Here is a 26999-nt window from a genome sequence, read left to right as displayed (position 1 = left end):
TGTCGATCCAAGTTGGGGCGTCCGAGCTTCGTAGCGGATGGGAACGCTTCTTGCAGGGTTAAAGGATTATTAGCCATGCAAAGGCTTGGTGTAATGGATTGGCACAGAAGCGAAGACTTCGCGCCGCTGATGCTTGTCATGAGTGGCAAAGAAGAGCACAGATTGGTCACCTCACTGCGCGAGATTGCCGAGGCCCTGATTGTCGCCTGGCCGACAGATGACGGCGAGGAATACATGGCCGCTGTGAAAATATGCCTGGATGCGATCTACGGAAACATCCCAGCCAAGGCGGCACGCGCAGCACTCATCCGCGCTGCGGAGGAAGCCGGAATTCCCGTTATTACCGTCGTTCATTGAGCGATCGCTCGACCAGGTCACGCTAACATCGCTCGTCTGTTCTCCTCGAGTGGCAGCCGGCGATATGGTAGCTGCGTCCTGGCAAAATCACGACGATCGCCGTTCGTGTTTGCGATCGACGAATTTGTTGAATCGGCTCGGATCACCGCTCGATGTCTTGTCCTGATAGAGAAAATCAAGCTTGTTGCGGTCAAAGATCTCGAAGAATTCCTCCCACGGAATTTCCTCTAGATTCTCATCCGGGGCGCCGAAATCAATCCGGAGCAGCCCGCCGTTGGCCGTACCCTTCACCCGAGCGGGACGGCCCTTGCGAGCCTCCACCCAAGCACGAATGTGTTCGTGATCCGTCGTCGTTTTGGATTTGGTCACGTTGGTCTCCTTTTTAATGTCGCCAGAGGAGCTAAGAGGCCCTTTGATCGAGCGGCCTTCTAGGCACCACGATCCCGAGCCGTTGCAGACCCATCAATTTAGTTCCGTCATCAGATGCTTGCGTGCTCGATTGACGCGGCTCTTGATAGTCCCGATGGGACAATGGAAGTGATCGGCTGCCTCTTCGTAGCTACGTCCATCGATGAAAATGTATTCAAAGGCGGTCCGGTACTTCTCCGGTAGCTTCACGCATGCAGCCTCAATTTCGTGCCCCAAGACTCTCCATTCCTGCACGGGTTGCACGCTTTCTTGCGAAGAAACGCAATCGGTCACTCCGACCGCCTCGCGCTTCGCGATCCTATAACGCGTGCAGAAGATGTTCCGCATGATCGTGAAGAGCCAAGATTTCAATCTGGTGCCCTTCTGGAAATGGTCGATGTTTGAGAGCGCGCGTAACAACGTTTCCTGGACCAGGTCGTCGGCGTCGTTCTGATGCTGGTAGAACGTGCGAGCAAAGGCTCGCAATGCCGGAATAAGCTCGACGATTTCTTCACTCATCGAACCGGCAGATGCATGTGCGGTCATTGTTTCATCCCCGCAATCTCTGTCGGGATTAAACCTTGCCGAAGCTATTAGTTCCGCTGCATGCTTCTTTGTACGAAATCGGACGCAGCCGTTATTCGGCCGTCAGTGCCCGAGGGGCTTTGGGGTAAACAGCGCTGTTGCGATCTCGGCCAATGCGGTCGGCTTTTCGCATAAATGGTAACCCCCGAATTTCTCCGGAATGTCAGTGGTGATATAGGCCGTGGCAAACACGAAGGGGATGGCAAGTGCATGCAGCCTTTCGGCGATCGGAAAAACAGTTTCGCCCTCCAACCTGATATCGAGAACCGCGGCGTCGATCGTCTCTTGGTCGATCATCGACATCCCGATCTCGACGGAGGGAGCGGGGCCAATGACTTTCGCTCCCACCGCTTGCAGCGCCCTTCGGGTCTCATCGGCCACGAAATATTCGTCTTCCACGATGAGTATCCGCTTGCCCTTAAGCAGTTGAAGAGGGGAAGGTTCATGGTGATCGGGACGTGTCATAGGCACCCCAGTGGTAGACCGAAGAGTTTTACCCTATCGGTCTAGTCGCGGTCTTGGCTAGCCCGGCGCGCCCGCACTCCGTTCTGTTTCATGCCCGCCTCGGTTTTCTTACAGAAAACCTTTAGCCTCGTTGTTGCTAACCCCCACCATCTGGAAGGAAGCCAGCCGGAGGGGACGACAGTCCAAAGGAAAGCTCGGCCGACCACTCTGAAGGCAGGCCTCGGTCACCTATACAGGCGACAATAGCGGAACAAAGGTCCAATCGAGATGTTCCAGGAAAAGATCCGCTCTGTCGGTTTCAATTTTTCAGCGCGGGAACCTTGTAGTCGAGAGAGAGTTTGATGATGCCGCTCAGCAAGCAGCGCCCTGCTAAACTCGAGGCCATGACCCTTAGCCCGAGTGCTGGGCGGCGCCGATCCAATATCGGAACACTGGCTCAATCGCAGCGGCGGTTCGACGCTACAGGATCAACCTGATCGAGCGGTTTTAAGAAAGCTAACGTCTGCAAGCCATCTGCATCCTTTGGCGCGATCAGACGTTATCACGATGTCAGCGGAGGCCAGTGGATGCAACCGAACTCGTCGTTCATCAGGACGCCTAACTCAGCGGCCCTCCTGGCTTTGTCAATGGCCGTCGCGAGCCTCATCTGGATTGTTCGAAACGGAAAGAACCTTCCGATTCTTGAAGCTGACCACGAAGGAGAAGACGAGGCCAGAGGCAGAAATGCTGCCGTCCCAGAGGCAATTCCGGTGAAGGGCCTTCGCGACGTCTTTTGGCGCGTGATACACGAAGTTGCCGAGGATCGTGTAACGCTCATCGCAGCCGGCGTGACGTTCTATCTGTTGCTGGCACTGTTTCCAGCCCTCGCCGCCCTCGTTGCCATTTATGGACTGGTAGCTGATCCCGCGACGATGGCCGAGCACTTGCGCGAACTTTCGAGCCTGCTCCCGCCGGGCGCCTTCGACCTCATAGCCGAGCGGATCAAAAGCCTCGTTGAAACGCGCACCTCGACACTCGGCATTACCTTCTTTGTCGGACTGGCTGTCGCGCTTTGGAGCAGCCACAACGCAACGCTTGCGATTTTCGACGCAATGAATGTTGCCTATGAAGAAAGGGAAAAGCGCGGACTGATCCGGCTGAACGCTATTGCCCTTTGCTTTACTCTTTGCGCGATGCTCGTGGCTGCATTGATGATCGGACTTGTCGCAGTGATGCCAGTTGCTCTTTCCTATATCTGGCTGGACCAGTTTAAGGAGAATATGGCGCTTGTACTGCGTTGGCCGCTCCTCCTCTTGATTGCATGGCTAGCCACAACCGCCGTTTACCGCTTCGGACCGAGCCGCGAACCGGCAACGTTTCGATGGATGACCTGGGGCTCTATCCTTGTCACGGTCTCATGGTTTGTGATGTCGCTCTGCTTTTCGTTTTATATGGATCACTTTGCCAATTACAGCGCTACCTATGGGACACTAGGAGCGCTGATCGGCTTTCTCGTGTGGGCGTGGCTTTCAGTCGCTATTTTGATCATCGGTGGTGAGTTGAACGCGGAGCTTGAACATCAAACTGCGAGAGATACGACCACAGGCGTTCCTTTGCCGATGGGTTTGCGCGGAGCCTACGTTGCCGACACCCTCGGAAAAAGCGCGTAATAAGGAACTGTCGCCACACTCTCGATTCCTAAGTGTATGGCCTTTTGCTGAAGGAGAAAGCGCGCCAAGATCCGCGACAGCAGAATTGGCCACGGTCAACCGGACGACGGTGCAATGTGCCTTGGTGTTCTCGAAATGGCTCAGGACGATATCCGCATGATCAGATCAGCTTCGAAAGGCGGACTGCCTCATGGGTGGAAACCTTTGGACTAACTCTTTGTTCTGCTCCTGACAGAAAGGAGCCGTCGATGACGACATTCATTTTGATCGCGTTACTTCTGATCCTTGCCGCCGGCGCAAGGTATTTGCTTTATGCCGCAGTGGGGTATGCGGACTATTTCCTCGAAGAGCGAAAAAGGCTGGCCGTGCTGCGAGACGCCACTAAGCGCCGCCGGAACATCCCTTAGTGTCTTTTCTTTTTCACCTTAAGCTGAAACGCCAAAAGCTGATGGATGCTGGCCTTCATTGCCCGTCTTCCAGGATCACTCACCAGCTATGAGGGCGACTGGAAGTGAGCGCAGGATCGCGGAAAGCGTAAGCTCATGCACATTCACCGAGTATCCAGAAAAGACCTCACGGCTTGGGCAGACAAGGAAAGAGGGAAGGTCAATCGTCGTGTCTCCCCAGAACTCCGGAGGAGCGGCAAGCGAGCCGTTAGCGGCGTGCCCGAGCATGAACCGCGAGGCAATGACCACGGCGTGGTGACCGATTTCATCATGCCGCGCAAAGGCAATGACATGTCTACTTCGCCTGCCTCGTGCAAAGAGCGGCAGGTAGGCTCCTCTCGAAAACAGATCGGTGTGCTTTTTGCGCTGCTGCAGGCTGAGCTGAATAATCCGCTGTTTCACCAAGCCGAACGGCAGATCAGCGCTCTCGATCTGTGCCTCCACCGCTCCTGCCGGCGGGTTGATCTTGAGCAGGTGCCGGTTGTCGGGATCGGTGAGGCTGAGGTCCACCTGCTCGGATCCCTGGTAAATGTCGGGAATGCCGGGCGCTGTGAGCTTGATCAGTGTCTGCGCCAGGCTGTTAACGTACCCAGCAGTAATGAACGGCGCCAGAACCTCCGAAAAATGCCTTTGAAACGCAGAATTGGAGCGTGAGGTCAGTGCAGCGGCATAGTTCTTGACCAGTTTCTCATAAACAATATCGGGCTTGTTCCAACTCGACGCGAGCTTTGCTTCTCGAACGGCTTTTTCCACGTAGGAGACGAAACGGTCGCTGAGCGCGCTCGCGTGGTGATCACCTTCGGGCCAACAACCAGCGAGGCTCTGATAGAGCATCCATTCGAGCTCCGGATCTGGTATCATAACACCGGCATGTTCGCCTCTATAGTGGCGGTTCATACCGCGCCAGTGGTGGAAGGCATTGCTCCAGATCACTGGGGCCTCGCTTAAAGTATAGAGCCTGGCACGTGCATCCTCCCCCCGCTTGGTGTCGTGTGTCGATGTAGCCGAAAGCCCGTGAGGAGAGGTGTGAAGACGCTCCTCCATCTGGTGGTGAAAGGCCATGAGACCTTCCGGCGCTCTGTCGGGCTGTCCTCCAACTTCGTTGAGGGCAAGCATAGCGTTTTGTCGGTAAAAGAGCGTGTCCTCCAGGGCCTTGGCCATGATCGGTCCGCTCAGCTGTTGAAATGCGAGACGTAGCACGGGCTCTGACCCATCCACGAGGACGGACCCGAGCCAATTGAGAGTTTGTTGACAAGAAGCATGGTTTGCAGCTTTTGTGACGGCGCGCCGAAGGACATCTTCATCCTCCTTGCTCACGGCGCCGTTGGCCCCATAGGTGCGATAGACGGGAAAGGCGACCAGCAACTCCCGGATCGCGCTGGCGACGTCTTGTTCTTTCAAGTCGGGCCGCGCTCGCAAGGCAAGCTTCTTCACTCTTTCCATCTCGCCCTGGAAATTCTGGTCGACCATCAGTGCCTTTGCAGCGCGAAGGCCGGTTTCAAAGTCGTCGTCACGTCGGCGCAGCGTCGAATAGACGGATCGAATGGTCTCCAAGCCCTTTGGATCGACAAGAAGATTGGAAAGCGAGGCTATGAACTCGTAGCCGGTTGTGCCCGCGACAGGCCAGTCGGCAGGCAGCTTTTCGCCAGCGCCGAGAATCTTTTCAACCACGATAAACAGGTCGGGTCCGACAGCGCGCCGGAGTCTGGCAAGATAGCCACTAGGATCAGCCAATCCATCGATGTGATCGATGCGCAAACCCTGGACCTGACCGGATTTGACGAGCTCCAGGATTAGGCGGTGACTGTCTTCGAATACGTGTTCAACTTCGACCCGTAGCCCGACCAGACCTGTGATCTCGAAGAACCGGCGGTAGCTCAAATGGCGGGCTGCGTCTTGCCAGCAGGTGAGCTGCCAATGCTGGGCATCGAGGAGGGTTCTGATCTCGTCCTTGCCCGGAGGATATGAAATGCCATCAGCCGGGGCGAGCGGCAGGACAGTGTCGAAGTAATGGAGGCGAGGCTTCCCATCGTGAGGATCGATATGCACCTGGAGCTCGCCGTCCTGCAGCACCTCCTCCAAGGGCTTGCCGAGAATGGGCAAGGTAAGCCGTTCACTCCAATCGATATCGAAGTATCTCGCGAACGTGCTCGCGCTGCCGAATTTAAGCAGGTCGGCCCACCAGGGATTTTCGGCTGACACGGCCATATGGTTCGGAACGATGTCGACGATTAGCCCAAGTCCTGCCTGTTCTAGTGCCTTGGTCAGGCGATCGAAGTCAGCACGTCCCCCAAGCGCAGCATCGATCTCGTTGCAGTCGGTCACATCGTATCCATGCGTCGATCCCGATACCGCCGACATGATCGGCGACAGGTACAGGTAACCGACACCTAGCATCTGAAGATGGGGGATTATCCGTTCTGCCCGTTCGAAGGTCATCCCATTTCGCAATTGCAAGCGATAGGTCGAGGTTGGGATGTTCAAACGCCGATCCTCCAGAAGACGGACCAAGGGGCTATCACGCCGTCAGCCGCCCTCAGCGAGAAGATTTCCTCGCCATCGGGAGCATCATCGGGCATTCGCACAGGTTCATTTGTAAGATTGCTGAAAAGATGAAGCCTGCGATCATCGATAAGGCGCCATGTAACCGACACCAAGCGATCCTCTCGATGTTCCAAGGCACCGCCGTAGCGACCAAGCTTCTTTAGCAAAGGGATGATGCGCTTGTGCCTCACGGCAAGAAGGCTGGCGTAGAACTCGAGATGGCTTGCGCCGGACTGCTCATCGCGTTTTGACCAGTCGAGCTTTGCCGCCTCGAAAGTCGAAGGTTCGGTCGGATCCAAAAGATCGTCGGCGGCAAAGCCTGGCACTCTGGAAAACTCGGCGCGCCGTCCATGCCTCACCTGCTCGTTCAGGATCGCGTTGAAGTCGCAGAAATAGGGAAAGGGCTCTCTTGCGTTCCACTCCTCGCCCATGAATAGCATCGGCATTTGTGGCGAGAGCAGATAGACGGCGGCGACAGCCCGGATCACCTCGTCAGGAAGAGAGCTGATCACGCGGTCGCCCATGGCACGATTCCCGATCTGATCATGGTTTTGGATGAATGCAACGAACGCGGTTGCTGGCAAGCCCGCGCTTTGCTTGCCCCTCTTCGCGCCTCGATAAGGCATGTGCTCGCCCTGAAACACGAACCCCTCGGCCAACGCCTTTCCGATCGAAAGCGGGTTGGAGGCGTAGTCTGCATAGTATCCGAACGTCTCGCCGGTTGCTGCGACATGAAGCGCATGATGGAAATCATCGTTCCACTGGGCGGTGAACAGGCACGCGCCGCCGCCGTCTTCGCGTCTCAGGAGATCGCTGTCGTTGGCTTCGTTTTCTACGACGAGGTGAACGTTTCTGTCGCCGGCAGCCTCGCGAATTCGACGGGCAATCTCATGCAGGATATGTGCGCCGCTATTGTCTGCCATGGCATGCACGGCATCCAGCCGCAGCCCATCGATCCTGTATTCGGAAATCCAGTAGACGGCATTCTCGACAACAAACCGGCGCACCGGTTCGCAGTCGACGCCATCGTAGTTGATGCCGCTACCCCAGGGCGTCTCGTGGCGGTCGGAAAAGATCGGCGCATAATCAGGCATGAAATTGCCGTCGGGGCCGAAGTGATTGTAAACGACGTCCAGAAAGACGCAGATGCCGCGTTTGTGCGCTGCTTCAATCAGCATCTTCAGGTGTTCGGGGCGACCGTAGGTGCTTTCTGGTGCATAGGGCAACACGCCATCATATCCCCATCCCCTCCGGCCCGGGAAATCGCTTATCGGCATGATCTGAATGGCGGTTATTCCGAGGCTTTTCAGGTGATCGAGACGATCGATGGCAGCAAGGAAAGTTCCCTCTTTTGTGAAGGTGCCGATATGCAACTCGTAAAATACCATTTCCTCCCAGGCTCGTCCCTGCCAAACGTCGCTGTTACAGGCGAAGCTGTCGAGGTCGACAATCTCACTTGGACCCCGAACATCCCATGGCTGAAATCTCGACGCCGGGTCCGGCACAATCAGTCCGTCGTCGAGGATGAAGCTGTAGAGTGATCCGGCTTTGGCGCAGGCAACGTCACAATGGTGCCAGCCATCTGGCGACCGCGTCATTTCGTGGGACCCGCCACCGTCGAGGTTCAGCAAAACACGTCGTTGATGCGGAGCCCACAGGCGAAATTGGATACCCGTGGCCAAAGCCACCGGGCCGAATGAAAACCTGCTCAAGGGCAACCTCCTTGCGCCTCAGAGTGACCGCCTTTTGGCCTGGAACACTACCCGGCTCGAAGCAGAACCAGGCTTCGGGGGGAAAGGCAGCATTCGCCGCCGACCATTCGACCATCGACGGAGTTCGGGTCAGCCGTTGTCAGCATCAGAATCCAACCGTCTCGGGTATGCGGCAACTTGAAGTGCACATCGCCATCGTGTGGATTGAATAGGACAAGCACGTCATTGATTTCCTCATCGGGACAGCCGGCCCGCGACAGGCGAAGACCAATGGTCGTGCTACCGGGGTCGGACCAATGCTCTTCTGTCTGTATCCCACCAATGGGGTTAAACCACGACACCTCCATGCCGTCGCGCCAGCTCTCGCGCCTGAAGATTGGGTGCTGCCGGCGTAAATCAATGAGGCGCTTTGTGAATTGCTCCAACTGCCGGGCACTCTCTGGCAAGTTTTCCCAATGCAAGAAGCTTAGGTCGCTGTCCTGGCAATAGCCATTGTTGTTGCCCATTTGGCTATGGCCGTGTTCGTCTCCAGCAAGGAGCATAGGCGTCCCGTGAGATAGGAAAAGCGTCGTGAGAAAGTTGCGCTTTTGCCGCTCACGCACCGCATTGATCGCTTCGTCGTCCGTCGGCCCCTCCGCCCCATAGTTGAAGCTTCGGTTATCATCATGCCCGTCTTGGTTATCCTCGCCATTGGCCTCATTGTGTTTTTCATTGTAGGAAACGAGATCATTGAGCGTAAAGCCATCGTGAGCGGTTATGAAGTTAACGCCAGCCCATGGCCTGCGACCCCGCAGATCGTAAATATCGCCGGAGCCGAGTACACGGGCAGCAAAGTCTTGCGTTGTGCCATCCTCGTCCTTCCAATATTCCCGAATTGTATCTCGATACTTGTCGTTCCATTCGGCCCAGCCGGGCGGAAAGCCGCCGACCTGGTAGCCACCGGGTCCGATATCCCAAGGCTCTCCCACCAATTTCAGCTTGGACAGGACAGGGTCCTGGCCAATGACGTCGAAGAAACCGCTGCGCTGATCAAAGCCTTTCGGTTCGCGCCCGAGGATGGTCCCAAGATCGAAGCGGAAGCCGTCGATATGCATGTTCTGCGCCCAGTAGCGAAGGGAATCCGTCACCATCTGGAGCACGCGGGGATGCGACGTATTGAGGGTGTTTCCCGTGCCGGTGTCGTTGATGTAGAACCGTGCCTGCCCGGGAAGGGTTCTATAGTAGGAGAAATTATCAATGCCCTTGAATGAGAGCGTTGGCCCCAATTCATTTCCTTCGGCAGTGTGATTGTAAACGACATCGAGAATGACCTCGATGCCAGCCTCATGAAATGCCCTGACCATATTGCAGAAACCTGCCATTTTTTGCGGGCCAAAGTATCGGGCCGCGGGCGCAAAGAAACCGAGGCTGTTGTATCCCCAGTAGTTCTTCAATCCCTTCTCGAGAAGATGAGCATCGTCTGGGAACCAATGTATGGGCAACAACTCGATCGAGGTAATGCCGAGGCTCTTGATGTAGGCGACGATCTCATGATGTCCGAGGCCCTCAAATGTACCGCGCAAGTCGCGCGGGATGGCCGGGTGCAGTTGGGTGAAGCCCTTGACGTGCGTCTCATAGAATATCGTGTTTGGCCAGGGGATCGACGGGTTTTTGTCGGCCTCCCAATCGAAAGCGGCTGGGTCGACGACGCGCCCTTTGGGCATTCCTGTCGCGCTGTCGGTCTCATCGAATGACAGGTCCTTTCTTTCGTCATTCAACCGATAAGCAAATTGCGCTTGCCCCCAGTTGATGTGGCCCACGAATTCACGTGCATAAGGATCGATCAGGAGCTTGTTCGGATTGAAGCGGTGCCCGTTCTCGGGATCGTAGGGCCCGTAGACCCGGTAACCATAAAGGATGCCGGCCTTAAGTCCAGGAATGTAACCATGCCAAATTTCGTTGGTGTATTCGGGAAGCGTGATTCGTTCGATTTCATGCGTTCCATCTTCGGAAAACAGGCATAATTCAACCCGTTCAGCGTTGCCGCTAAAGAGTGCAAAGTTAATTCCGTCTTCGTCGGGATTGGCGCCGATGGTCGTATAATCACCTGCCTGAATGGATCCGCGAGATTTGCTCATGATATGTCCTGGGGCCGAAACTGCTGATTGAAACACGCGATCGCTCCTTAGGTTCCGAGAGGGGTAAGGCTGTGCCACCGATTGAGGTTTCGTCTGAAGAAGTGCAAATCACGAGAAGCCCCTGAAGCCTCGCGGTTTTACGAAGCGGCGCACAAGCCTGAGGGTGGGAAGAAAGGCGATCAGCTTGGGTCTTTTGGGCAATTTCGAAGTTGATCTCGGCAGGACGCGCTTTCCTGCCGAAAGAGATTTGATCTAGCCTGATCTGACGGCCCATGTCAGGCTAGATCATGATTTCGCCGCCGGTTACCGGCACGACTGCGCCTGTCATGAAGCTACCAAGATCGGAGGCAAGCAGAACGTAAGCGCCCGCGAGCTCCGCCGGCTGTCCGGCACGTCCGATCAACGTCTGCTCGCCGAACTTTTCGGCCTTCTCGGCCGGCATGGTCGACGGAATGAGGGGTGTCCAGATCGGGCCTGGGGCGACGGCGTTCACGCGGATGCCTTTTGCGGCAAGCATTTCTGCCAGCCCTGCCGTGAAATTCGAAATGGCGCCTTTCGTTGTGGCATAGGCGAGCAGGTAGGGGGAAGGCTGACGTGACTGAATGGAGGTCGTGTTGATAATTGCGCTGCCGGGCTTCATATGCGGCACCGCCGCCTTCGACAAAAAAAACGGCGCGTAGATATTGGTACGGAAAGTCTGGTCCCACTCCTCGGCGCTAATGTCGGCGATGTCTGCGTAGGTTCGCTGGAACGCAGCATTGTTAACGAGCACGTCGATCTTCCCACATTCGTCGACCGTACGTCGCACCATTGCAGCGCAGTGTTCTTCAGACGTGATATCGCCGGCTACAAGAATTGCCTTGCGGCCGGCCTGCTCGATCCACTTCGCTGTATCTTGCGCATCGTCTTCCTCGTTAAGGTAGGAAACGACTACGTCGGCACCTTCTCTTGCAAAGGCGATTGCCACAGCTTTGCCGATGCCCGAATCTGCTCCCGTGATCAGAGCGACCTTTCCGGTAAGCTGTCCGTTTCCTATGTAGGTTTGCTCGCCGTGATCGGGCAGGGGCTTCATATCCTTGGTAATACCAGGGGGCTCCTGGTGCTGTGAGGGGTAAGGAGGCTTGGGACGGCGTGCGTCGTTGTTCATCTTGGACTCCAGGGTTGATGGTTCGCGCAACCTAACCCCGCGAGGAGGGAACGGTTCCCCGCCTGCAGCGGATCGTGTATCGGTTCGGGTAGAGCCCCGCGACGAAGAGGGCCTTGAATGATGATCCGACCTTATGCGCAAACCAACGAAGACGCGCTTCTCCGAGCGGGCTTACATGTTGGAGAGGCGACTAACACCGCCTCATGATCTCGTCGCGAAGCTTCGCATTTCAGGTGAGGGATCGGCCGCAAAACGCGGCCGATTTCTGCGTCAGGCTGCCTTGGCGTTAGCTGCCGTCATAGCCAGTTGGGTCAACTTCTTGTCCGTGGCCTCTTCTTCGGCGAGGTTCTGCTTCAGGAGCGGTATCGCATTCTTCAGACCAAGCTGATTGGCCCAGGCGACAAGCGTGCCGTAACGGGCGATTTCATAGTGCTCGACGGACTGTGCCGATGAAATAAGGCCGGCATCCAGAGCTGGCGATCCCTTGAACTCTTCCATAATCTCCTCACCCTCGGAAATGATACCTTGGATCGCCTCGCAGGTCTTACCGCGAGCGGGTTTGCCGACGATCTCAAACACCTGTTCAAGGCGTTCGATCTGGCCTTGGGTTTCATCTCTGTGTTGCAGGAAACCGGCCTTTCCTTCCTCCGATTGCGCGGCACGAGCCATTTTCGGTAGAGTCTTCAAGATCTGTTTTTCGGCGTAGTAAATATCCTTGAGCGTATCGAGGAACAGGTCGTCGAGCGTCTTCTGATTAGCCATGTGTATCCTCCTTGACTGGCGTCCTAGTGCAGGCCTTAAACTCAGGGGGCTCCCGGATGTTCCCTGGCTGTGGTTCAACGTGGCGTTTTGCTGGAACGGACCAGATGCCGTCCAGAAGCTGGCGCTCGACGCAGCCGCGGCAATCTTTCTCCGTACTGGCCGGGAATGTGCTGGAGTGCGGACTTGCGCGACAGCAGGTTTGGTAGGGGCCCCAGATCGCGCTAAATTCGGTCAGGTCTCACAAATATTGGCCGAAAAACATCAGGAGCGCGCCGGCCGCGATGACGGTCAGGGCCGGCCAGTTTTGCGATATACCAAGGAATCGCACGCCTTGACGCCGGGGCTCGAGCGTACGTCCACCTTGTGGTAGTCGGTGCGGCTCGCTCAATTTCTTACCAAGCGCTGGCCGGAAGAGGAGAAGAAGCCCCCCAACTATGAGAGTGGCACCGATCAGGATTGCCCACATCCTCGCCTCCGCGTTGTGGAAAGAGATGTTGGCTAAACCCGGTCCGGACCTGATAGTTCCCTATCGACCTCGTGAGAGGATGTGGCTTCCGCCGATTTTCACGAAAGACATGTTCGGCAGCCTCCCGTCCGAACCTTGTTCTTACACCGTCAGCAGACGGAGAAGGGTCTCTACAAAATGCAAGGCCCGGCGAGCGGGGGTGCTGGCGCCGGACCTTTAGCGGACCTGCATAGGGCGATGCATGGTCCCACAGCGTGGAATTGAAGCGCTGCAAGATAAAGAACGGGTGGAGACGTAGAAAGTTCCACGTGCTACGCAGTTGATAGCGCGTGTAGCGCCCCTGTCGTACGAGGCTTGGCGGCAGTCTTGAACCGCCAATGCCTAAAGAAGCTGAAAGCGTTCGTCAGATCGGCCGCCGCCCGCTCGTGACGACGAGGTCTTCTTGCTCGTCACGCTGTCTGCCGCCCAACGCCGCGGCCGCTGACGAAATGAAGGCGCCGACCAGCAGCGAAAGAGAGCCGACGAGGGCCGTGGTGGCGGCCGCTTTTCTTGCCTTGTCGAGCTGAGCTTGGGCCGTGGTCTTGGCGTCATCAATTTGCTTAAGGACTGCTTCGACCCTGTTGCGAGCGTCTGCCTCAGAAAGCCCGGCGCGAGCCGAAACGATACTGGCGATATAAGTCTTGTCGCCGTCAGACACTCGACCGTTTGCCGCGCTCTGAAGCAGGATCCGAGAGATTTCAGCGGTCGCGGCACCATCGTTTTCACGCGCTTGGCCGCTCGCTTGTGGAGGACGAAGCAGGGCATCGGTGAAGTAGGCGATTGAAGAATCCGACGGGTTTTTTGAAGCCACGGAAGCCACGCTAGCAGCCCCCACAGCCCCTGCCGTATTGGCTATCGTGCCAGCCGCATTCGCGCCGGCAGTTGCAAGCGACGCTAGCGATGACGCGAGAAATCCGGCGACGAATAACGTTGCCAAGGCCCAAGCAATGAAGCCATGTGCTGTATCACGGAAAAATATTTCATCCGTGTGGGCGGCTGCCCACTTTGTGCGCAGGCGCCCCGTTAGATAACCGCCCAAAGCCGAGGATAGCCATTGGACGACAATGAGCCAGATTGCCGCCGATACCCCGACGGTCGTTGCCGAACTGCTTTCACTTGACCATGGCGAGACCATGGTCAGTCCCATGCCGGAGCCGAGCAGCAGGAGGATGAGTGTTATGCCAGTGGCTGCAACGGCGCCGCCGAGGATCGGACCCCAAGCGAGGGCAGACCCTGAAGACTCAATTGGCATAGCGTCGCCTTCGCTTTCGCTTGTCGACATGGCAGCCCCCTACCTCATGAACAGGACGAGAAGAATGACGATCGGTAGTGGAACCCCGAGAAGCCAAAGAAGTAGACCGCGGCCCATTGAAAATCTCCTAGAAAGCCGATTTGCCTTCTTCGAACCTCCGGCCGCGGACATTGTTCCAGCTTCGTTTCCGCTCTTGTTTCAGAAGGCTATGCGGCGTTTGGCCGACCTACGCTCATTTTCGGAAGCAACCGAGACCTGATGAATTTCAACCGCCGTTACGCTGTTCAGGGCGCATTCGTCACCCTGCGGGAACAACGGCTCTCCACAAACATTCTTCCTCGCCAATGACGGAGAAACAAAATGCAACTGATCGAAACCCATGTGGGCGCCGTTACGGATGGAAAACTCTTGGTAGAATTTGTTGGTGAGGGCGGGGAACTGGTGTCTGTGCGCATGATAGCCGATGACGACAGCCTCGACGGCGGCCACGCGGTTCGCCGCGCCAAGGAGATTCTGGTGCAACTCACAGCATTTGGAAACGAGTTCGACGAAACCACTCAATCGCTAAGAGCTGATCTTTTTGAAGATCCCACGCTGCAAGGCGACGCAACGGACGTCGCGCCCGGATCATCAGAGCACTAGACGACGGGTCCCATTGCCGTTGTAGCCGGAGCCGCGCTCGCTGCCACATGGACCTCATGGCTCTACGTTCAGTTAGTGTGCGCGCGCAGAAGAGAGATCTTATGGAAAGGTGGGTCCACCTGTGCGTTGACATGCAGCGAATGTTTGCAGAGCAGACGCCGTGGCATGTCCCGTGGATGGCAAAAGTATCTCCCGAAATCGTCGAACTGGTGGCCCGATATCCAGAACGAACCGTATTCACGAGGTTCATTCCCCCAGTATCTGCCGACGTTATGCCGGGCATGTGGAAGGCCTACTACGAGAAGTGGGAGATGATGACGCGCGCAAAACTCCCTACAGAGTTGATTGATCTGGTTTCCGATCTCCGACGATATGTGCCGCCTGCACGCGTCTTTGATAAGAGGACCTATTCTCCCTGGATCGGGGGTCATCTTCACCGAAAGTTGGCGGCGGAACACATCGATACCCTTGTCATCACTGGCGGCGAAACGGACGTATGCGTGCTTGCCGCTGTGATCGGTGCTATCGACCTCGGTTACTGTGTCATTGTCCTGAAGGACGCAGTTTGCAGCGGAGCAGACTCCACCCACGACGCCTCTCTCGCGTTGCTTGGGCACCGTTTCTCAGTTCAGGTGGAAATTACCACGACGGAAGAGTTCCTTTCAGGAATTTAAGAGATTGGGTAAGAACTCAGGGAAGCTAGGTAGATTGCTCGCGCAAGAAGACCCAAATCCTGGTCCCGGGCCGATTGGCCTTATTGACCCACTCGCATAGATGCTTTGGCCATTCGATATTTGTCATCAACCCGCTTGGGACGCGTTCGATTCCGTACGCGGGTTCTTTATTGACCTCTAATTTAGAGCCGCTACGATCCAGATGCTCAACAAGTCTGGAGGTAAGAAATGCTTGTTCGACGTATCAGAGACAGCGAAATGGCGATGCTCTCACGATCTGTTCAGACGTGGTACAGACACTATAAAGCCAAGCCGGACGAGCGTGCCTCCGAAATGCTTTGCAGTGCAGTCATCGACCTCTTCAATAAAGGTCATCACACACAGGAAGAACTGACGTCCATATTGATTACGAGGTATCCGGGACCTACCGCAATACTGACCAACGCTCCAACCTCATCTGCGATCCAATAGCGCCATCCCGTGAAACTCTATAGGCAGTTTCCGAACGGTCGAATAGCGTGTGTGTGAATTTATTGGGAGGAAACCGCGATCAGCCGCCGAGTTTTGGAGGCGTTCCATAATCACGGAACGCCTCATGATGAAAGCCAAGGCGTTGTTGGCGTCTTATTTTGCACGAGGTTGCCTTAGAGCCAAGCCGGCCGAGACCTGCCCGCCCTGCGAGCGAGCTACGACCGCCTCCTGGAGCGTGCGGGCCGCGATGCGAACTTCGTCCTGAAGCGCCGTGTCTCTTTCGAATGACTGGTGACGTAGGGTTCCCAATAGCCGATGTAGCGGTCGATCTCGGCCAACGGACGCGCAGGCACAAGATCCATCGTTTTCAACCAGTCCGCCAGGCTGCGGCGGACGCTTTCTGCGCCTCCCATGTCGCCGTGGACAAGGACTGAAAAACAGCCGATCTTTCAGATGACGTTTTTAGCTGCTTGCTGATGCGGAAGCCGCAGACTGCATCGAGTCGATAATGGGGCCCGAGCAAAAGCTGTCACCTGTGGCCATCGCCTCGCAACATCGGCCACCCAGGCATAGAAGTAGGGAAACCGCTCAAATAATTGGAAAAGGACGAAGCAGGCACGACTTCTGAGTGGCCAGCTTCGAAGTTTCTGACCTGTGACCCCGGCGCTTATCGTTTCGAGACAGGTAGCCGTTCTCCTGCTCTCACCGCGCCTTTCAGTCGATTGCCCGATGGCGCTAATGGACAGACATAGCGGGAAGAATAGGCGCACGAAGGAAAATAGGAGAAGTTGAAATCGAGCACCAGTGCGCCGTCTGGACGGACACCTCCGAGATCCGCTCCCTTGATGGTGTCGAGGAGATATCGGCCACCACCATAGGTCTCGGTCCCTGAGGTCGCGTCGACAAACGGCAGGAACACGCCCCCGCCGTACCCCTCAATCCAGTAAAGGGTTAATTCGCCACCCAATCTGGCCTCCAGCCCCGTTGTACGGGAGAACGCATGCATCGACAGGTCACCATCCGCTCCTGTGGCGACGGTTATCCGTTCCGGCGTTACCGGGACAAGCTGTACCGTCAAACGCAACGAGGGATCATAAGAAAATGTCGTTGGCCCTTCGAACGCTTTGCGGTCCGCCGATTCAATTGGCGACTGAGGATGGTCGCGAAATAGGGTCGAACGGGTATCGCACCAAAGGCCCCAGGCAGCAACCACGTCGGTGCTAGAACGTACCTCGTAGTAGAGATTGGCGATCTTCTCGCGCCATTCCCACAGTTGTCGAGCCTCGTTCAAATCATTTCCTCCCATGTCGGAAATTTCGCGGCTCTCGTTCATCGAAACGCTCGCCCAATCATCGCGGCGCAACTTTAATCAATCACGCACTGATCCGAAAGATGCGGTCTAAACACCGGTTGCAGATGACGGGGATAGTCCCAAGGATGGCCGAGGCGATTGGGTGTCTCAAGGACTCGAGCCACCCAGCGGCAGTCCGCATGTGGGGTTACAAATTGTGAGCTCCACATCGAAGAGAAGGATCCGGAAGGCGCTCTGCACTCTCACGACAAAAAGCAATGCAGTTCTTTCGCGTCTGCAGCGGTGTGGCTCACCCGCTACAGGCATCCATATCTGCAATCGGCACCCGTCACCTGTTTATCCAATGACCGTTGGAACCGATCCGTTATAGCATTGTTTGAAGGCCGTGGATGTAATCGCTGCCCTCAAAACATCCATTACTGCAAGGCTCCGCCTCCAAAGAGCGGGGCCTTGTCAATATGCGCCGCCTCCGCACCAATCCGAGCAGCATTTGCCGGGAAGACGCGTGACGCAGCTTTACCCTGAAAAAGATCATGGCGGCCCGCCGAGGCGGTGGAGCTTTTCCCTTCGATGCACGTAAGCCATTTTTTTCTTCGCAATGCGGTAATTGTCATATAATTGAAAACACTAAAAAAATCTAAAAATCAGTTGCTTGTATTTGTCTTCTCATCTACCGTCTTCGCTAAGGGGAGTTTTTAGTTTCCAGCCGCTCAGTTACCGGCGGCCGGGTCAAAGGGAGGAATGATGACCTGGTCTAATCGACCTCGCTCCTTCGAGCGGCCAGATCATGCAAATGAGTTTCGTCCGATTCCATACCGACGGACGCCTGCCCTCTAGCATCGCAGATCTTTCATCCCATCTGCTATTCATGTGCCCGCATCGCGTGGAAGGGATCCTTATGGAAAAGCAAGCAGTAATCTTCAACGGTCAAGAAGTCGGAATAGTAGTTCCCAGCGAAAACCGTCTGAAGTTCATCGCCGTTCGCTTCCATGTCATAGGCTTGGACAACAGGCTCTTTGACACGGTGACCGACGTGCGGCGCGCCATTACAGAGCATCTTGCTTCGGGGAGGGCCTCACCTGCGGTGCCGTTGCACTAAATCTTCGAAGTAGTATTTACGGCCTACATCTGACGAGGAGGTAGAAATGGCTCTCGACGCGTTCAGCGCGCCACTCTTTGCGCAACGAAAGTACTTTATTCAGGAAATCGGTGGTCTAGATGACGTCTTCGATTACCTCGACGAGTGGCCGACCTGCGCAAGGGATGACACTTACGAGCGGATCGTAAACATTGCGCGCGAAGCTGCGTGCAAGCGTTGCCCGTTGTCTCTTCTAAGGAAGAGCTTTCAACATTTTCTAGCGCATCATGGCGAACTTGTGCCATGCGAAGACGTGCCGAGCTATTTTCGGAAGAGGTCGGATCGCAATATCGGGGGCACCTGAGCTCCTGTGAGATCGCAGTTATGCAAGATGGAGGGCATGCGATCGCTGGCTACTATGTCTATTATAGTCAAACGCGTAGATAGATGTTCTAATGTCGAATTGCAGGTCACATCGACCTGAGAAGATGCTTGAACACGACCGGCGCTTCCAATGTCGCGCGGGCTAGCTACTGCGCGACGCCTGTAATCGGGTTGACAATCGGACGCTCGCTTTCATCCTTGGCTCCATGAGGCTGAACAGCTGGCGGCGCAAGCGATTCCTTGTCGGCCGCTTCGTGTTTTTTGGCGATTGACCTCACGTCCTTCGGCGGCCTTTGTTCCGGCGTCGCGTTGGTGTCATTTGTCTTCATGTCATTCTCCTTTCCGCCATGGATCAACACCAATGCCGCCGACTTGTTCCAGTAATCCTGCACCTCGGGAACAACCGCCCTTGCATCTGAGTTATTGCCGGGCGACATTCGTCGCATCGACTGCTTTCCCTCAACGGCAGTCGAAAGAAGCCCGGTGCCGGCCACTCAGCACCGGGTTTCTAATTTACGGCTGGCAGTAGGTTGAGGTGAAACAACGGCGGGAAAGCTACGTTGGTCATCCGGCCAGCAAAGTTGGCTAGCGCAAATCGCTCGCGGGATCCATGCGTTCGTCTACATCACGTAGCTGGTCCACTTCTTTCGCAATCTGGTTTCGCGCCTGGTCGTGAATGTCGGTGGCAGCCGAGACAACTCGCTTAGACGCATCTTCACCGACCTCTGCCGCTTTGGTCAAAGCCTGAGACACCCCATCCGAGACCTGCTTCTTCATCTCGTCGGACAGAGCGCCCATTCCAGAATCTTCTTGTTCCGTGTGAGGAAGGGCAGCACCAATCGCTGCTCCGATGGCAAAAGCGAGAGCGCCGCCGACGAGGGGTTGATCCCGGAATTGCGCCAGTGTGTTTTCACTGATGTGAGCGCTCGCGCGATAGGAACCTCGCCCGGCCTCAGCAAGGGCGTCACCCAATTTGCCGGCCGAATTCGTGACTCGCTGCCATGTATGGGAGGACCATCCCATTGCCTGATCAAGCAACACGCCCGCTTCGTCACGTATGTCTTGGATCTGCTGGCCCGTAGCGTCCGCAAGGCCGCGAAACATCTTTCCTGTCTCGTCTACAAAGTGGCCGGCTCGTTTTCCGGTCTCGTCGGTCAACGCCTTATAGCGTGTTCCCGCATCATCAATGAAATGACTATAGCGGTTTTCGCCATCGGCCTGAACAGGGCCGGTGCGGCGCACGCTCCCTTGGACCGTCGCCAAGGGATATTCGTCTGATTGGGCATAACTCGACAACGTCGATTTCGGTCCGGCCATGAGCCAAGCCATGCTGATGCCCATGAGGGCGAGAGGGATGGGATTGTTCTTAAGCGCTGCGCCGAGACTGGCGACGTATTCTCCTCCACCAGAGGACTTCGCGTAAGCAAGGACCTCATCCACAAGCTGTCCCGGGGAGAGACGTTGTTGGATGGCATCAATCTTTTCTTCGATACGTCGGCGGTCATCGTTGATCTCGCGCTCGATCTCCGCAGTGGTCGGGCTAGTGGGCGTATAGGCCATTACGTTTTCTCCTTGATGATCTGCGCGTCACGCCGAAGGGACGCGGCGGTATGGTCGAGCCTGAGACTTTCTTCACGCAAAGCGGCGCGGCCGCGGGCGATCACAGCCCAGGCGATTATTCCAACGATGACGCCGACGATGACTGAGGAAAGGACGTCGGCGTTAGGTTCGGACATACCTCGTGCCATCAGGAACGCAGTAACAGCCTTCACAAGCGCTGCGAGCAGCACGCCGAGAGCCCCGACGGCCAAAACGAGTCCTGCAGCGATAGTGCCCGCGCCAGCCAAGGCATGTGACACTTTATCGGAGGCTTCGGCTTTGGCGAGGTTGAGTTCGTTGCGGAAAAGACCGGATAAGTCGGCAAGAAGGCCCGTAACAAGCTCGGTGATTGAACGCTGATCTTGGAAGCTAGCCATTTGGGCGATCCTCCGTAGAGCGGCCACCGAGGTGACGTTGGCCAGCCGCGCCTTTGTCGTCGGTTGGACCGGTTTGGCTCTGACGCCCTGCCGATGCCATCAGAAAGCGACTTGCGGCAAAGCCGGCGAGGGCGGCCATGCCTAAGAATGCAAGAGGCTGTTGCCTGCCATAGTTCTCTGCTGTTCGTGCAACTTGCCCTACATCTTGGTCCTTTATCTGCTCGGAAAGCCCATGCACGCTAGCGCCAAGAGTTCGTGTCAGACGACCGATGTCTCGCTGGTTGCCGTTCTCCAGTTCATTGGCGACCTTCTCCATCGCGGCAGCGACGCCGCCCAGCTTTTCTGCTATTACATTCTTCTGGCGAGATGCCATTTGCTTGGCCGCGTCAGTTGCGGCAGCTACGTCATCGCCCACGGTTTCCTTCAGGGATTGTACGTCTTCGGAAATTTTTCGGCCCAGATCGGCCGCAGCGCTTTTAGCGACCGATGTCTGCCCTACAGAACTGCCCGGAGCATGCGGTGTTGCGATATCGCGTCCGCCATCCGAGCCGACGTCTCGTTCAGTCATGGCTGTCTCCTAGTGAAAGAACGTTTGATTTCCGTCGAACAACGGATGTTTCAGATAGTTCCCGCTCCGCTGCAGCAGGACGACTTGAGGCAAAGCGATGCCGCGACCGGTGCGCGCCACCTACCGTATTTGTGCACTCACAGAGAGAGTATATGCTGCAATCTCGCGCCATCGTCTGCGAACGGCGCACCCTTTACGACGATGGTCGGTTCCGCTCAGGCAGGTGAGGCTGCAGGTGTCGACAATCTCGATGAATAATGACGGTGTCGTTGATGGCCTCACAGTTTCCCTTTATCCAGGACATTGGGGATTGTGGACTAGTTACCAGCAATATCGGCTGACGTACGCGGGCTTCACCCGGGCTTCACCAATACCTCGCCCGATCAAGTAGCAGGGTCACCAACCCGAGTGCAGCGAGATGGTCAGCCATCGGCTGGGATGCAAACGACCCTTCCGCAGCGGGGACATCTGTGGGCTGCTGATAAATGATGGAACCAATACCGTATCCGTTGGTTGGATACGGTTGAATAGATGCGTGAATACAATGGAGTCGAAAATGCTCTACTATGCCCTGGTGTTTTTGATCGTTGCGCTGATTGCTGGTGTTCTTGGGTTTGGCGGCATAGCGGGCGCTTCCGCCTCGATCGCGCAGATCTTGTTCTTTATCTTCCTTGCTCTTTTCGTCATATCGCTCGTTATGCGAGTGGCGCGACGTTAGGCGGGTCAATTGACCGTGCGTATCGGCACGCTCAGATGAATTTGAAGCCCTTCTGGTCTCCAATCACGAGCGATCGAGCCGCGCAGCGCACCTTCAACGATCGCCTGCTCCAGCTGAGTTCCGAAGCCATTCCCTGGGGTTGGTGCCGGAATTGGCGGCCCCCCGGTTTCGCTCCAGGTGAGGCGCAGTTCGTTCCCGTTAGATGCAATCTCGATGCTGATGCGGCCATCGGTCGTAGAAAGTGCTCCATGCTTGACGGCATTCGTCGAAAATTCATGCAACAGCAACGCCAGAGAGTTCAGCGCCGTGCCCTGTATTGGGACGTCAACTCCTTGAATTTTAATCCGGTCCCGGCCGGTTTCTTGATGAGCGGCGAATATTGCCTCAAGAAGTGAAAACAAGCTGGTCGAGAACCCCTCGGATATTGGGCCTGATGGATCTGGCAGTGTGAGCTGCTGGGCCCGAGCCAGAGAGAAGACCCGGTTGCGCAAATCTGAGGCGAGCTCTTTCGTATTCTCTGCTGAGCGTTCACTAATATTGATCAACGCATTGATCATCGCGAACAGGTTCTTGATGCGATGGCTCATCTCTCTAAGGAGAATAACTTGGCGCTCGCGTTCGCGCCTGCGCTCGGACACGTCGCGGGCGATTTTCGAGGCGCCGATAATCGAACCCTCCGCGTTTCGCACCGGCGAAACTGTGAGCGCGATATCTATGAGGCCTCCGTCCTTGCGCTGACGCACAGTTTCATAATAATCCACCCGCTCGCCCCGACGAACCTTTCTGAGGATGTCTTCTTCTTCATGAAGCCGGTCCATGGGGATGACGATCGTTATGGGCCGCCCGATCGCTTCGGCCGACGAATATCCAAACAGACGCTCTGCAGCGTGATTCCAAGTGGTGATAATGCCTTCAAGCGTCTTGCTGATAATCGCGTCATTGCAGTTCTCGACAATCGCAGCCAGCCAATTCGCCGAGGATGCTTCTGACGGGAACTGCTGCTTGAGGCCGAATGGGATATTGGCGGCTTGGTGTTTGTGCTCCTGCGTTCTTTCTTGACCCGGTGAGATGGAATCGATGGGATCCTTCTCATTGCCATTCATCGCGCTCTCTTTTCCTTTGTCTCCAATCGAAGTGTAATCGTGGCCGGGTATTTCCACCCCGATAGAAGTAGCAGAGATCACTCTCTCATCAAAGCGGGTACGCATATCGGGAAACATCACAGTATGTCCGTCGATGCTTGTGCGATAGGTCCGCTCCGAATGTCGTTTCCACGGCCATCAAAACCTTTTAGGAGTTTGGCTACGTTGTGCCATTGCCAGGTCGTCAGCGGCACAGACCCACGCTGACGTCTGTCTCCGATCGCTGATCGGGGTCAGGTAAGAAACGCCTGCAACACCACCACGACGGCTTGAACATTAGCGAGCTTGGAAATGAGAGGGCGATTTTTGAACCGCTCGGGTAGATCCGCTTCCACGTAGCTGGTCAAAAATAGAAAAGGGATGCCGAGGCGTGCAAGGTGATCTGCGACCGGATAACTGTGCTCATCATTGAGATGAATATCGAGAACGGCAGCCGCAACAGTTCCTTCGTCGATGAGCATAAGAGCCTCGCCGACCGAGGGAACCGGTCCCGCGACTGCGTAGCCCTCGTCTCGCAATGTCTGTGCAAGATCAGTGGCAATGAAAAACTCGTCCTCGACAATCAAGATACGGAGATCGGGTGGCAACGGAGCACCTGGCTAGGTTGGGAAGCGAAGGTGCAGTTCCAACCCTTCGGGCCGGTAATTTGTTTCTATTTTTGCCCTCAAGCGATATTCAATTTCGCCATGAAGCAGTTCGGACCCATAGCCAGTGGCTTAGGTTCGGTAACCCGCGGGCCGCCTTTCTCAATCCAGGTAAGCTGGAGCATTCGATCATCGAGTGTCCAACCCACGTTCACCCGACCGCCGTCCACTGACAAGAAGCCGTGTTTGAAGGCGTTTGTCCCGAGGTCATGTGCGACCATTGCGAGGGACACACATGGTTGCGCCGCCGATTGAACGTCCGGTCCTTCCAGATCGTAATTCTGATCACTGAAGGCTCCAACTCATCGGCGAAAATGTCTCGCACGGAGGCGCTCTTCCAGTTGTTAGACGACAGCATAGCGTACGCTGTTTCCATCGATTTCAGCCTGCCTAGGAAGACCTTGCCAAAGAGCTCGAGACTTGAGGCTGTTTCCAAATTGCGTTTGGCAATGCTGGCCACACCACGAGGAGATTTTTCACGCGGAGATTCAGCTCGTTGATTAGCACTTTCTGGTGCTGCTCCGCCGCAAAGCCTCCGGCCTCGCGAATTGCTTTAGCCCGAAGTGTCCCGTCTCCATCACTACCTGAAAGTATCACAGCGGCAGACTGTACGGCTCGGTCCAGGGCAAGCGAGGTGAAAAATCGATAGGCTTGCGCTCGCGCTTGGCCTGATCGGGCTTGCGAACTTGCAGCTTGCCGCCTTTGATAGTCAGGATCGTGTTACTCGGCATCACGTACACGCGGTCTTCGCGAACGACCATATCCTGTTCGGTGGCGGTGACCGGCAGCAGCGTGTAACGGGCGATCACTTTGTGCAAAAAACTTTCGCGATCGCGGCTAAGATGCGTCACAATCACGAAAGCCATACCTGGGTTGGCAGGCATCTTCTCAAAGAAAGCCTTCAGCGCAGGAATACCTCCTGCTGAAGCACCGGTACCGACGATCGGGAACTGCAGACCTTCCGACACTGCGAATACCTCCAAGATGACGCTGCAATTTTAGGCGGATAATCGGACAACCGAACCATAATGAACACCGTCGGAAAAAATCGCTTCGGCCCTTATTGTCCAGGCTGGCGAGCCTTGTGAACCGCCATTTGTAGCCAATTCTCTGGCTCGCCATGGTTGAAACGACGACCAGGGATATCGGAGGGAGGAATGACCGGCGTCTTGCCGATCTCCGGGGCCGGGTGCTCGATAACTTCGTCACCTGATCTCGGTGGCGCTATCACACCCCCACATTTGGAAACGTCTCTTTCGCGATTGCCTGCGCGCGCCGGGGCGTTCGGCGATTGCTGTTGTGCGGGAGCCTGACAATTGCTGCGATTGGTTCCTGTTTGTCCTTCACTGCAAGCGTCCGTGGCGCTTAGCAGCGTAATGGCCGACGCGAGGCCGAGAGCAATTGTGCGTCTGTCGGGCATCGCTCTTCCTCTATAGCTCTATTTGATGATCAACCCTGTCCTTTGGACAAAGTTCCGTTACCTGGTCGTCTGGCGCGGCGATCGGTTGCCTCCATCCAAAACACGAATGAGCTACGCTTCCGTGTGGCAGAACCACATGACGTCTTGTCCTCTTGCCGAGAAAAGCATCGACGTTTAGCGGGAACCTTCTGACGAACGCGTTGTTTGAAATCCAATCAGAAGGATCGTGATAATGGCTGATCCAAGGATGATGGCTGCAGGCGCAGCTCCCCCATCAATTAGCACTGTGCCCTTGCATTTCTGCGCCGCCTTTCTGATCGGCGCGCTCGTCACCGATATTGTCTATTGGAAAACCGCGGAAATGACGTGGGCCGACTTTTCAGCCTGGTTACTCACGGCCGGGCTGCTGATCGGGATCATCGCTGCTGCGACGCTTGTCATCGACGTCATTCGCGGTGCGATAAGTTTGGAGCCGATCGTCTCGTGGATTTACCTCGCCTGCCTTATTCTCGCTTTCGTCCTGTCGGTGTTCAATTTGTTCATTCATAGCCGTGATGCTTGGACCTCCGTCGTTCCTAGCGGGCTCGCGCTTTCGGCGTTTACCGCGGCGGCAATAGCGGTCGCTGCCCTACTTGGGACCATTTCCAAGCACCGCAAGCCGGAGGATTGGATCTCGTGAATCTTAAATGGAAAACCTGCCTGGGCATGGTGCTGCTGGGTTGCTCCTCCTTGAGCTCATGCAGCAATAACGATCCGGATCCGTCTGACGAAATCGGGCCTAATCCAGAGTTGCCGCCAGTTTCTCAATACCTGATCCCGCCGATGCGGGTGGCAAACGTTGTCGGCTGGAAAGAGAATGAGAGTCCGTCGGTGGCCGGTGGCTTTAAAATTCACGCTTTTGCCACGGGCCTGAAGCACCCGCGATCGGTTTATACCCTGCCGAACGGAGACACGCTGGTTGCTGAATCCGTGGCGCCGCCTGAGGCATCGGCCAAGAGGCCCAAGGACCTCATCATGGATTTCGTGCAGTCGTTTGCGACTGGCACAGGGGGAGGCAAGCCCATCAACCGTATAACAATTCTTCGCGACAGCAACGGGGACGGAACGGCCGACCTCAAGGAGGTCTTTCTCGACCACCTGAATTCGCCTTTCGGCGTGGCTCTCGTCGGCAGTGACCTCTACGTCGCAAACACCGATGCGATTGTCAGGTACCCATATGTCGAAGGCGAAACGAAGATTACCGACCCTGGCACCCGATTGACGGAATTGCCTGGCGGCCCGATCGATCACCATTGGACAAAGAGCCTGGTGGCGAGTGAGGACGGCTCTCGCCTCTATGTCGGGGTCGGATCGAATAGCAATATCACCGAGAACGGCCTGGAGGCAGAAAAAGGACGTGCAGCGATCTGGGAAGTGGAGCGCCAAAGCGGGCGTTCACGCATATTTGCCGACGGGCTGCGCAATCCGAACGGTCTCAGCTTCGAGCCGCAGACAAAAGCGCTGTGGACTGTCGTCAATGAGCGCGATGAACTCGGCCCTAATCTCGTTCCGGACTACATGACCTCCGTCAAAGAGGGCGGGTTCTATGGATGGCCCTACAGTTACTTTGGACGCAACATTGATCCACGAGTGGTGCCGCAGCGCCCGGACCTGGTCTCCAAAGCGATCGTGCCGGACTATGCGCTAAGTTCGCATGTTGCGCCGCTCGGCATGGTGTTCAACACCGGGGACGCCTTTCCAGCGAACTATCGCGGGGGCGCTTTCGTCGGCGAACACGGAAGTTGGAATCGGTACGCCTTCAACGGCTACAAGGTCATCTACGTTCCTTTCAAGAACGGGCATCCGAGTGGCTCGCCGATCGATGTCGTTAACGGTTTCCTGAGTGAGCGGAATGAAGCGCGCGGCCGCCCAGTTGGACTAGCTCTTGATAAGAGCGGCGCCTTGTTAATCGCCGACGACGCCGGCAATACGGTGTGGCGCGTCACCTCCGGTTAACCACGCGTTGTTCCCGGCTGAAGACC

General features: G+C 56.1%; 28 protein-coding genes and 2 pseudogenes. 10 read left to right on the top strand and 20 right to left on the bottom strand.

Translation table 11 applies throughout. From position 1 onward, the window contains the following. Positions 1-75 precede the first annotated feature (75 nt). A complete protein-coding gene (locus tag BN77_RS20765) occupies positions 76-357 on the top strand; it encodes a DUF982 domain-containing protein (RefSeq protein ID WP_007535678.1) in 282 nt (93 codons plus the stop codon). An 87-nt stretch (positions 358-444) separates the two neighbouring features. Here BN77_RS20765 and BN77_RS20760 read toward each other — a convergent pair whose 3' ends face one another. From BN77_RS20760 to BN77_RS20750, 3 genes are all read right to left on the bottom strand, one after another. After that, positions 445-726, bottom strand: coding sequence for a hypothetical protein (locus BN77_RS20760; RefSeq protein WP_007535677.1), 282 nt, complete (start codon positions 724-726; stop codon positions 445-447). A gap of 93 nt (positions 727-819) precedes the next feature. Beyond that, positions 820-1311: a sigma-70 family RNA polymerase sigma factor gene (locus BN77_RS20755; protein ID WP_007535675.1), complete on the bottom strand. Its 492-nt coding sequence runs from the start codon at positions 1309-1311 to the stop codon at positions 820-822. Positions 1312-1413: 102 nt separating this feature from the next. Next, on the bottom strand, positions 1414-1815 hold the full coding sequence (locus BN77_RS20750) for a response regulator (protein ID WP_007535669.1): 402 nt from the start codon (positions 1813-1815) through the stop codon (positions 1414-1416). Positions 1816-2381: 566 nt separating this feature from the next. Between BN77_RS20750 and BN77_RS20745 the strand changes: the two genes are divergently transcribed. Together BN77_RS20745 and BN77_RS34180 are read left to right on the top strand one after the other, a co-directional pair. Next, a complete protein-coding gene (locus BN77_RS20745; RefSeq protein WP_007535667.1) occupies positions 2382-3464 on the top strand; it encodes a YihY/virulence factor BrkB family protein in 1083 nt (360 codons plus the stop codon). 248 nt (positions 3465-3712) lie between these two features. Continuing rightward, positions 3713-3871 (top strand): hypothetical protein, encoded by a 159-nt coding sequence (locus BN77_RS34180; protein WP_007535666.1) that lies wholly within the window; start codon positions 3713-3715, stop codon positions 3869-3871. 75 nt (positions 3872-3946) lie between these two features. Here the strand turns inward: BN77_RS34180 and treY are convergent, their stop codons facing one another. From treY to BN77_RS20710, 7 genes are all read right to left on the bottom strand, one after another. Beyond that, positions 3947-6394 (bottom strand): malto-oligosyltrehalose synthase, encoded by a 2448-nt coding sequence (gene treY / locus BN77_RS20740; RefSeq protein ID WP_007535664.1) that lies wholly within the window; start codon positions 6392-6394, stop codon positions 3947-3949. Further along, positions 6391-8166, bottom strand: a complete 1776-nt coding sequence (gene treZ / locus BN77_RS20735) for a malto-oligosyltrehalose trehalohydrolase (RefSeq protein ID WP_007535662.1) — start codon at positions 8164-8166, stop codon at positions 6391-6393. Before treZ ends, treY begins: the two co-directional genes overlap by 4 nt. A 47-nt stretch (positions 8167-8213) precedes the next feature. Then, positions 8214-10283: a glycogen debranching protein GlgX gene (glgX, locus tag BN77_RS20730; protein WP_040678233.1), complete on the bottom strand. Its 2070-nt coding sequence runs from the start codon at positions 10281-10283 to the stop codon at positions 8214-8216. A gap of 280 nt (positions 10284-10563) precedes the next feature. Beyond that, positions 10564-11430, bottom strand: a complete 867-nt coding sequence (locus tag BN77_RS20725) for an SDR family oxidoreductase (RefSeq protein WP_007535658.1) — start codon at positions 11428-11430, stop codon at positions 10564-10566. Between the two features lie 270 nt (positions 11431-11700). After that, the gene (locus tag BN77_RS20720) at positions 11701-12192 is read right to left on the bottom strand and encodes a YciE/YciF ferroxidase family protein (RefSeq protein WP_007535656.1); all 492 of its coding nucleotides are present in this window, start codon (positions 12190-12192) and stop codon (positions 11701-11703) included. Positions 12193-12430: 238 nt separating this feature from the next. Then, entirely contained in the window at positions 12431-12658 is a 228-nt protein-coding gene (locus BN77_RS34910) for a hypothetical protein (protein ID WP_007535654.1), read from the bottom strand. A gap of 403 nt (positions 12659-13061) precedes the next feature. Next, on the bottom strand, positions 13062-13979 hold the full coding sequence (locus BN77_RS20710) for a hypothetical protein (protein WP_007535652.1): 918 nt from the start codon (positions 13977-13979) through the stop codon (positions 13062-13064). A 330-nt stretch (positions 13980-14309) separates the two neighbouring features. On the opposite strand from BN77_RS20710, the gene BN77_RS31475 reads away from it, so the two are divergent. Together BN77_RS31475 and BN77_RS20700 are read left to right on the top strand one after the other, a co-directional pair. Further along, a complete protein-coding gene (locus BN77_RS31475; protein ID WP_007535650.1) occupies positions 14310-14591 on the top strand; it encodes a hypothetical protein in 282 nt (93 codons plus the stop codon). A 101-nt stretch (positions 14592-14692) separates the two neighbouring features. Then, entirely contained in the window at positions 14693-15265 is a 573-nt protein-coding gene (locus BN77_RS20700) for a cysteine hydrolase family protein (protein ID WP_007535648.1), read from the top strand. 624 nt (positions 15266-15889) lie between these two features. On the opposite strand, the pseudogene BN77_RS34905 reads toward BN77_RS20700, so the two are convergent. Next, positions 15890-16195: pseudogene (locus BN77_RS34905) on the bottom strand (NADPH-dependent FMN reductase); the annotation flags it as partial. A 208-nt stretch (positions 16196-16403) separates the two neighbouring features. Further along, positions 16404-17069, bottom strand: coding sequence for a DUF1684 domain-containing protein (locus BN77_RS20690; protein WP_040678231.1), 666 nt, complete (start codon positions 17067-17069; stop codon positions 16404-16406). An 877-nt stretch (positions 17070-17946) separates the two neighbouring features. Here BN77_RS20690 and BN77_RS32335 point away from each other — a divergent pair. Next, the gene (locus BN77_RS32335) at positions 17947-18147 is read left to right on the top strand and encodes a hypothetical protein (RefSeq protein ID WP_085989860.1); all 201 of its coding nucleotides are present in this window, start codon (positions 17947-17949) and stop codon (positions 18145-18147) included. A gap of 46 nt (positions 18148-18193) precedes the next feature. Beyond that, complete coding sequence (locus BN77_RS20680; protein WP_007535630.1) at positions 18194-18490, top strand: DUF982 domain-containing protein; 297 nt, start codon at positions 18194-18196, stop codon at positions 18488-18490. Between the two features lie 166 nt (positions 18491-18656). On the opposite strand, the gene BN77_RS20675 is transcribed toward BN77_RS20680, so the two are convergent. The 4 genes from BN77_RS20675 to BN77_RS20660 all read right to left on the bottom strand — a co-directional run bounded on the left by BN77_RS20675 (position 18657) and on the right by BN77_RS20660 (position 21054). Next, the gene (locus BN77_RS20675; RefSeq protein ID WP_007535628.1) at positions 18657-18839 is read right to left on the bottom strand and encodes a hypothetical protein; all 183 of its coding nucleotides are present in this window, start codon (positions 18837-18839) and stop codon (positions 18657-18659) included. A gap of 256 nt (positions 18840-19095) precedes the next feature. Next, a complete protein-coding gene (locus tag BN77_RS20670; RefSeq protein ID WP_007535626.1) occupies positions 19096-20070 on the bottom strand; it encodes a DUF3618 domain-containing protein in 975 nt (324 codons plus the stop codon). Continuing rightward, positions 20070-20486 carry a phage holin family protein gene (locus tag BN77_RS20665; protein WP_007535624.1) on the bottom strand — a complete coding sequence of 139 codons (417 nt, stop codon included), beginning with the start codon at positions 20484-20486 and terminating at the stop codon, positions 20070-20072. The genes BN77_RS20670 and BN77_RS20665 overlap by 1 nt, the downstream gene beginning before the upstream one ends. Next, positions 20479-21054, bottom strand: coding sequence for a hypothetical protein (locus tag BN77_RS20660; RefSeq protein ID WP_007535623.1), 576 nt, complete (start codon positions 21052-21054; stop codon positions 20479-20481). Before BN77_RS20660 ends, BN77_RS20665 begins: the two co-directional genes overlap by 8 nt. 556 nt (positions 21055-21610) lie before the next feature. Here BN77_RS20660 and BN77_RS32330 point away from each other — a divergent pair. Then, positions 21611-21772: a DUF1328 domain-containing protein gene (locus BN77_RS32330; protein ID WP_007535621.1), complete on the top strand. Its 162-nt coding sequence runs from the start codon at positions 21611-21613 to the stop codon at positions 21770-21772. Between the two features lie 5 nt (positions 21773-21777). Here the strand turns inward: BN77_RS32330 and BN77_RS20650 are convergent, their stop codons facing one another. From BN77_RS20650 to BN77_RS35930, 4 genes and pseudogenes are all read right to left on the bottom strand, one after another. Then, on the bottom strand, positions 21778-22992 hold the full coding sequence (locus BN77_RS20650) for a PAS domain S-box protein (protein ID WP_208856468.1): 1215 nt from the start codon (positions 22990-22992) through the stop codon (positions 21778-21780). Between the two features lie 155 nt (positions 22993-23147). Then, complete coding sequence (locus BN77_RS20645; protein WP_280109953.1) at positions 23148-23480, bottom strand: response regulator; 333 nt, start codon at positions 23478-23480, stop codon at positions 23148-23150. Positions 23481-23709: 229 nt separating this feature from the next. Beyond that, positions 23710-24018 carry an HWE histidine kinase domain-containing protein gene (locus tag BN77_RS35935; RefSeq protein ID WP_007535614.1) on the bottom strand — a complete coding sequence of 103 codons (309 nt, stop codon included), beginning with the start codon at positions 24016-24018 and terminating at the stop codon, positions 23710-23712. After that, positions 23949-24442 (bottom strand): annotated as a pseudogene (locus tag BN77_RS35930) (chemotaxis protein CheB). The gene BN77_RS35935 and the pseudogene BN77_RS35930 overlap by 70 nt, the downstream one beginning before the upstream one ends. A gap of 768 nt (positions 24443-25210) precedes the next feature. Here BN77_RS35930 and BN77_RS20630 point away from each other — a divergent pair. Continuing rightward, on the top strand, positions 25211-25657 hold the full coding sequence (locus tag BN77_RS20630) for a DUF2231 domain-containing protein (protein ID WP_007535605.1): 447 nt from the start codon (positions 25211-25213) through the stop codon (positions 25655-25657). A gap of 26 nt (positions 25658-25683) precedes the next feature. Beyond that, entirely contained in the window at positions 25684-26973 is a 1290-nt protein-coding gene (locus tag BN77_RS20625; RefSeq protein ID WP_040678227.1) for a PQQ-dependent sugar dehydrogenase, read from the top strand. The last annotated feature ends 26 nt before the right edge of the window (positions 26974-26999 follow it).

Origin of the sequence: Rhizobium mesoamericanum STM3625, assembly GCF_000312665.1 — a bacterium.
Taxonomy (GTDB): domain Bacteria; phylum Pseudomonadota; class Alphaproteobacteria; order Rhizobiales; family Rhizobiaceae; genus Rhizobium; species Rhizobium mesoamericanum.
The sequence above is the reverse complement of the archived record's forward strand: the minus strand, read 5'-3'. Positions and strand labels throughout refer to the sequence as shown.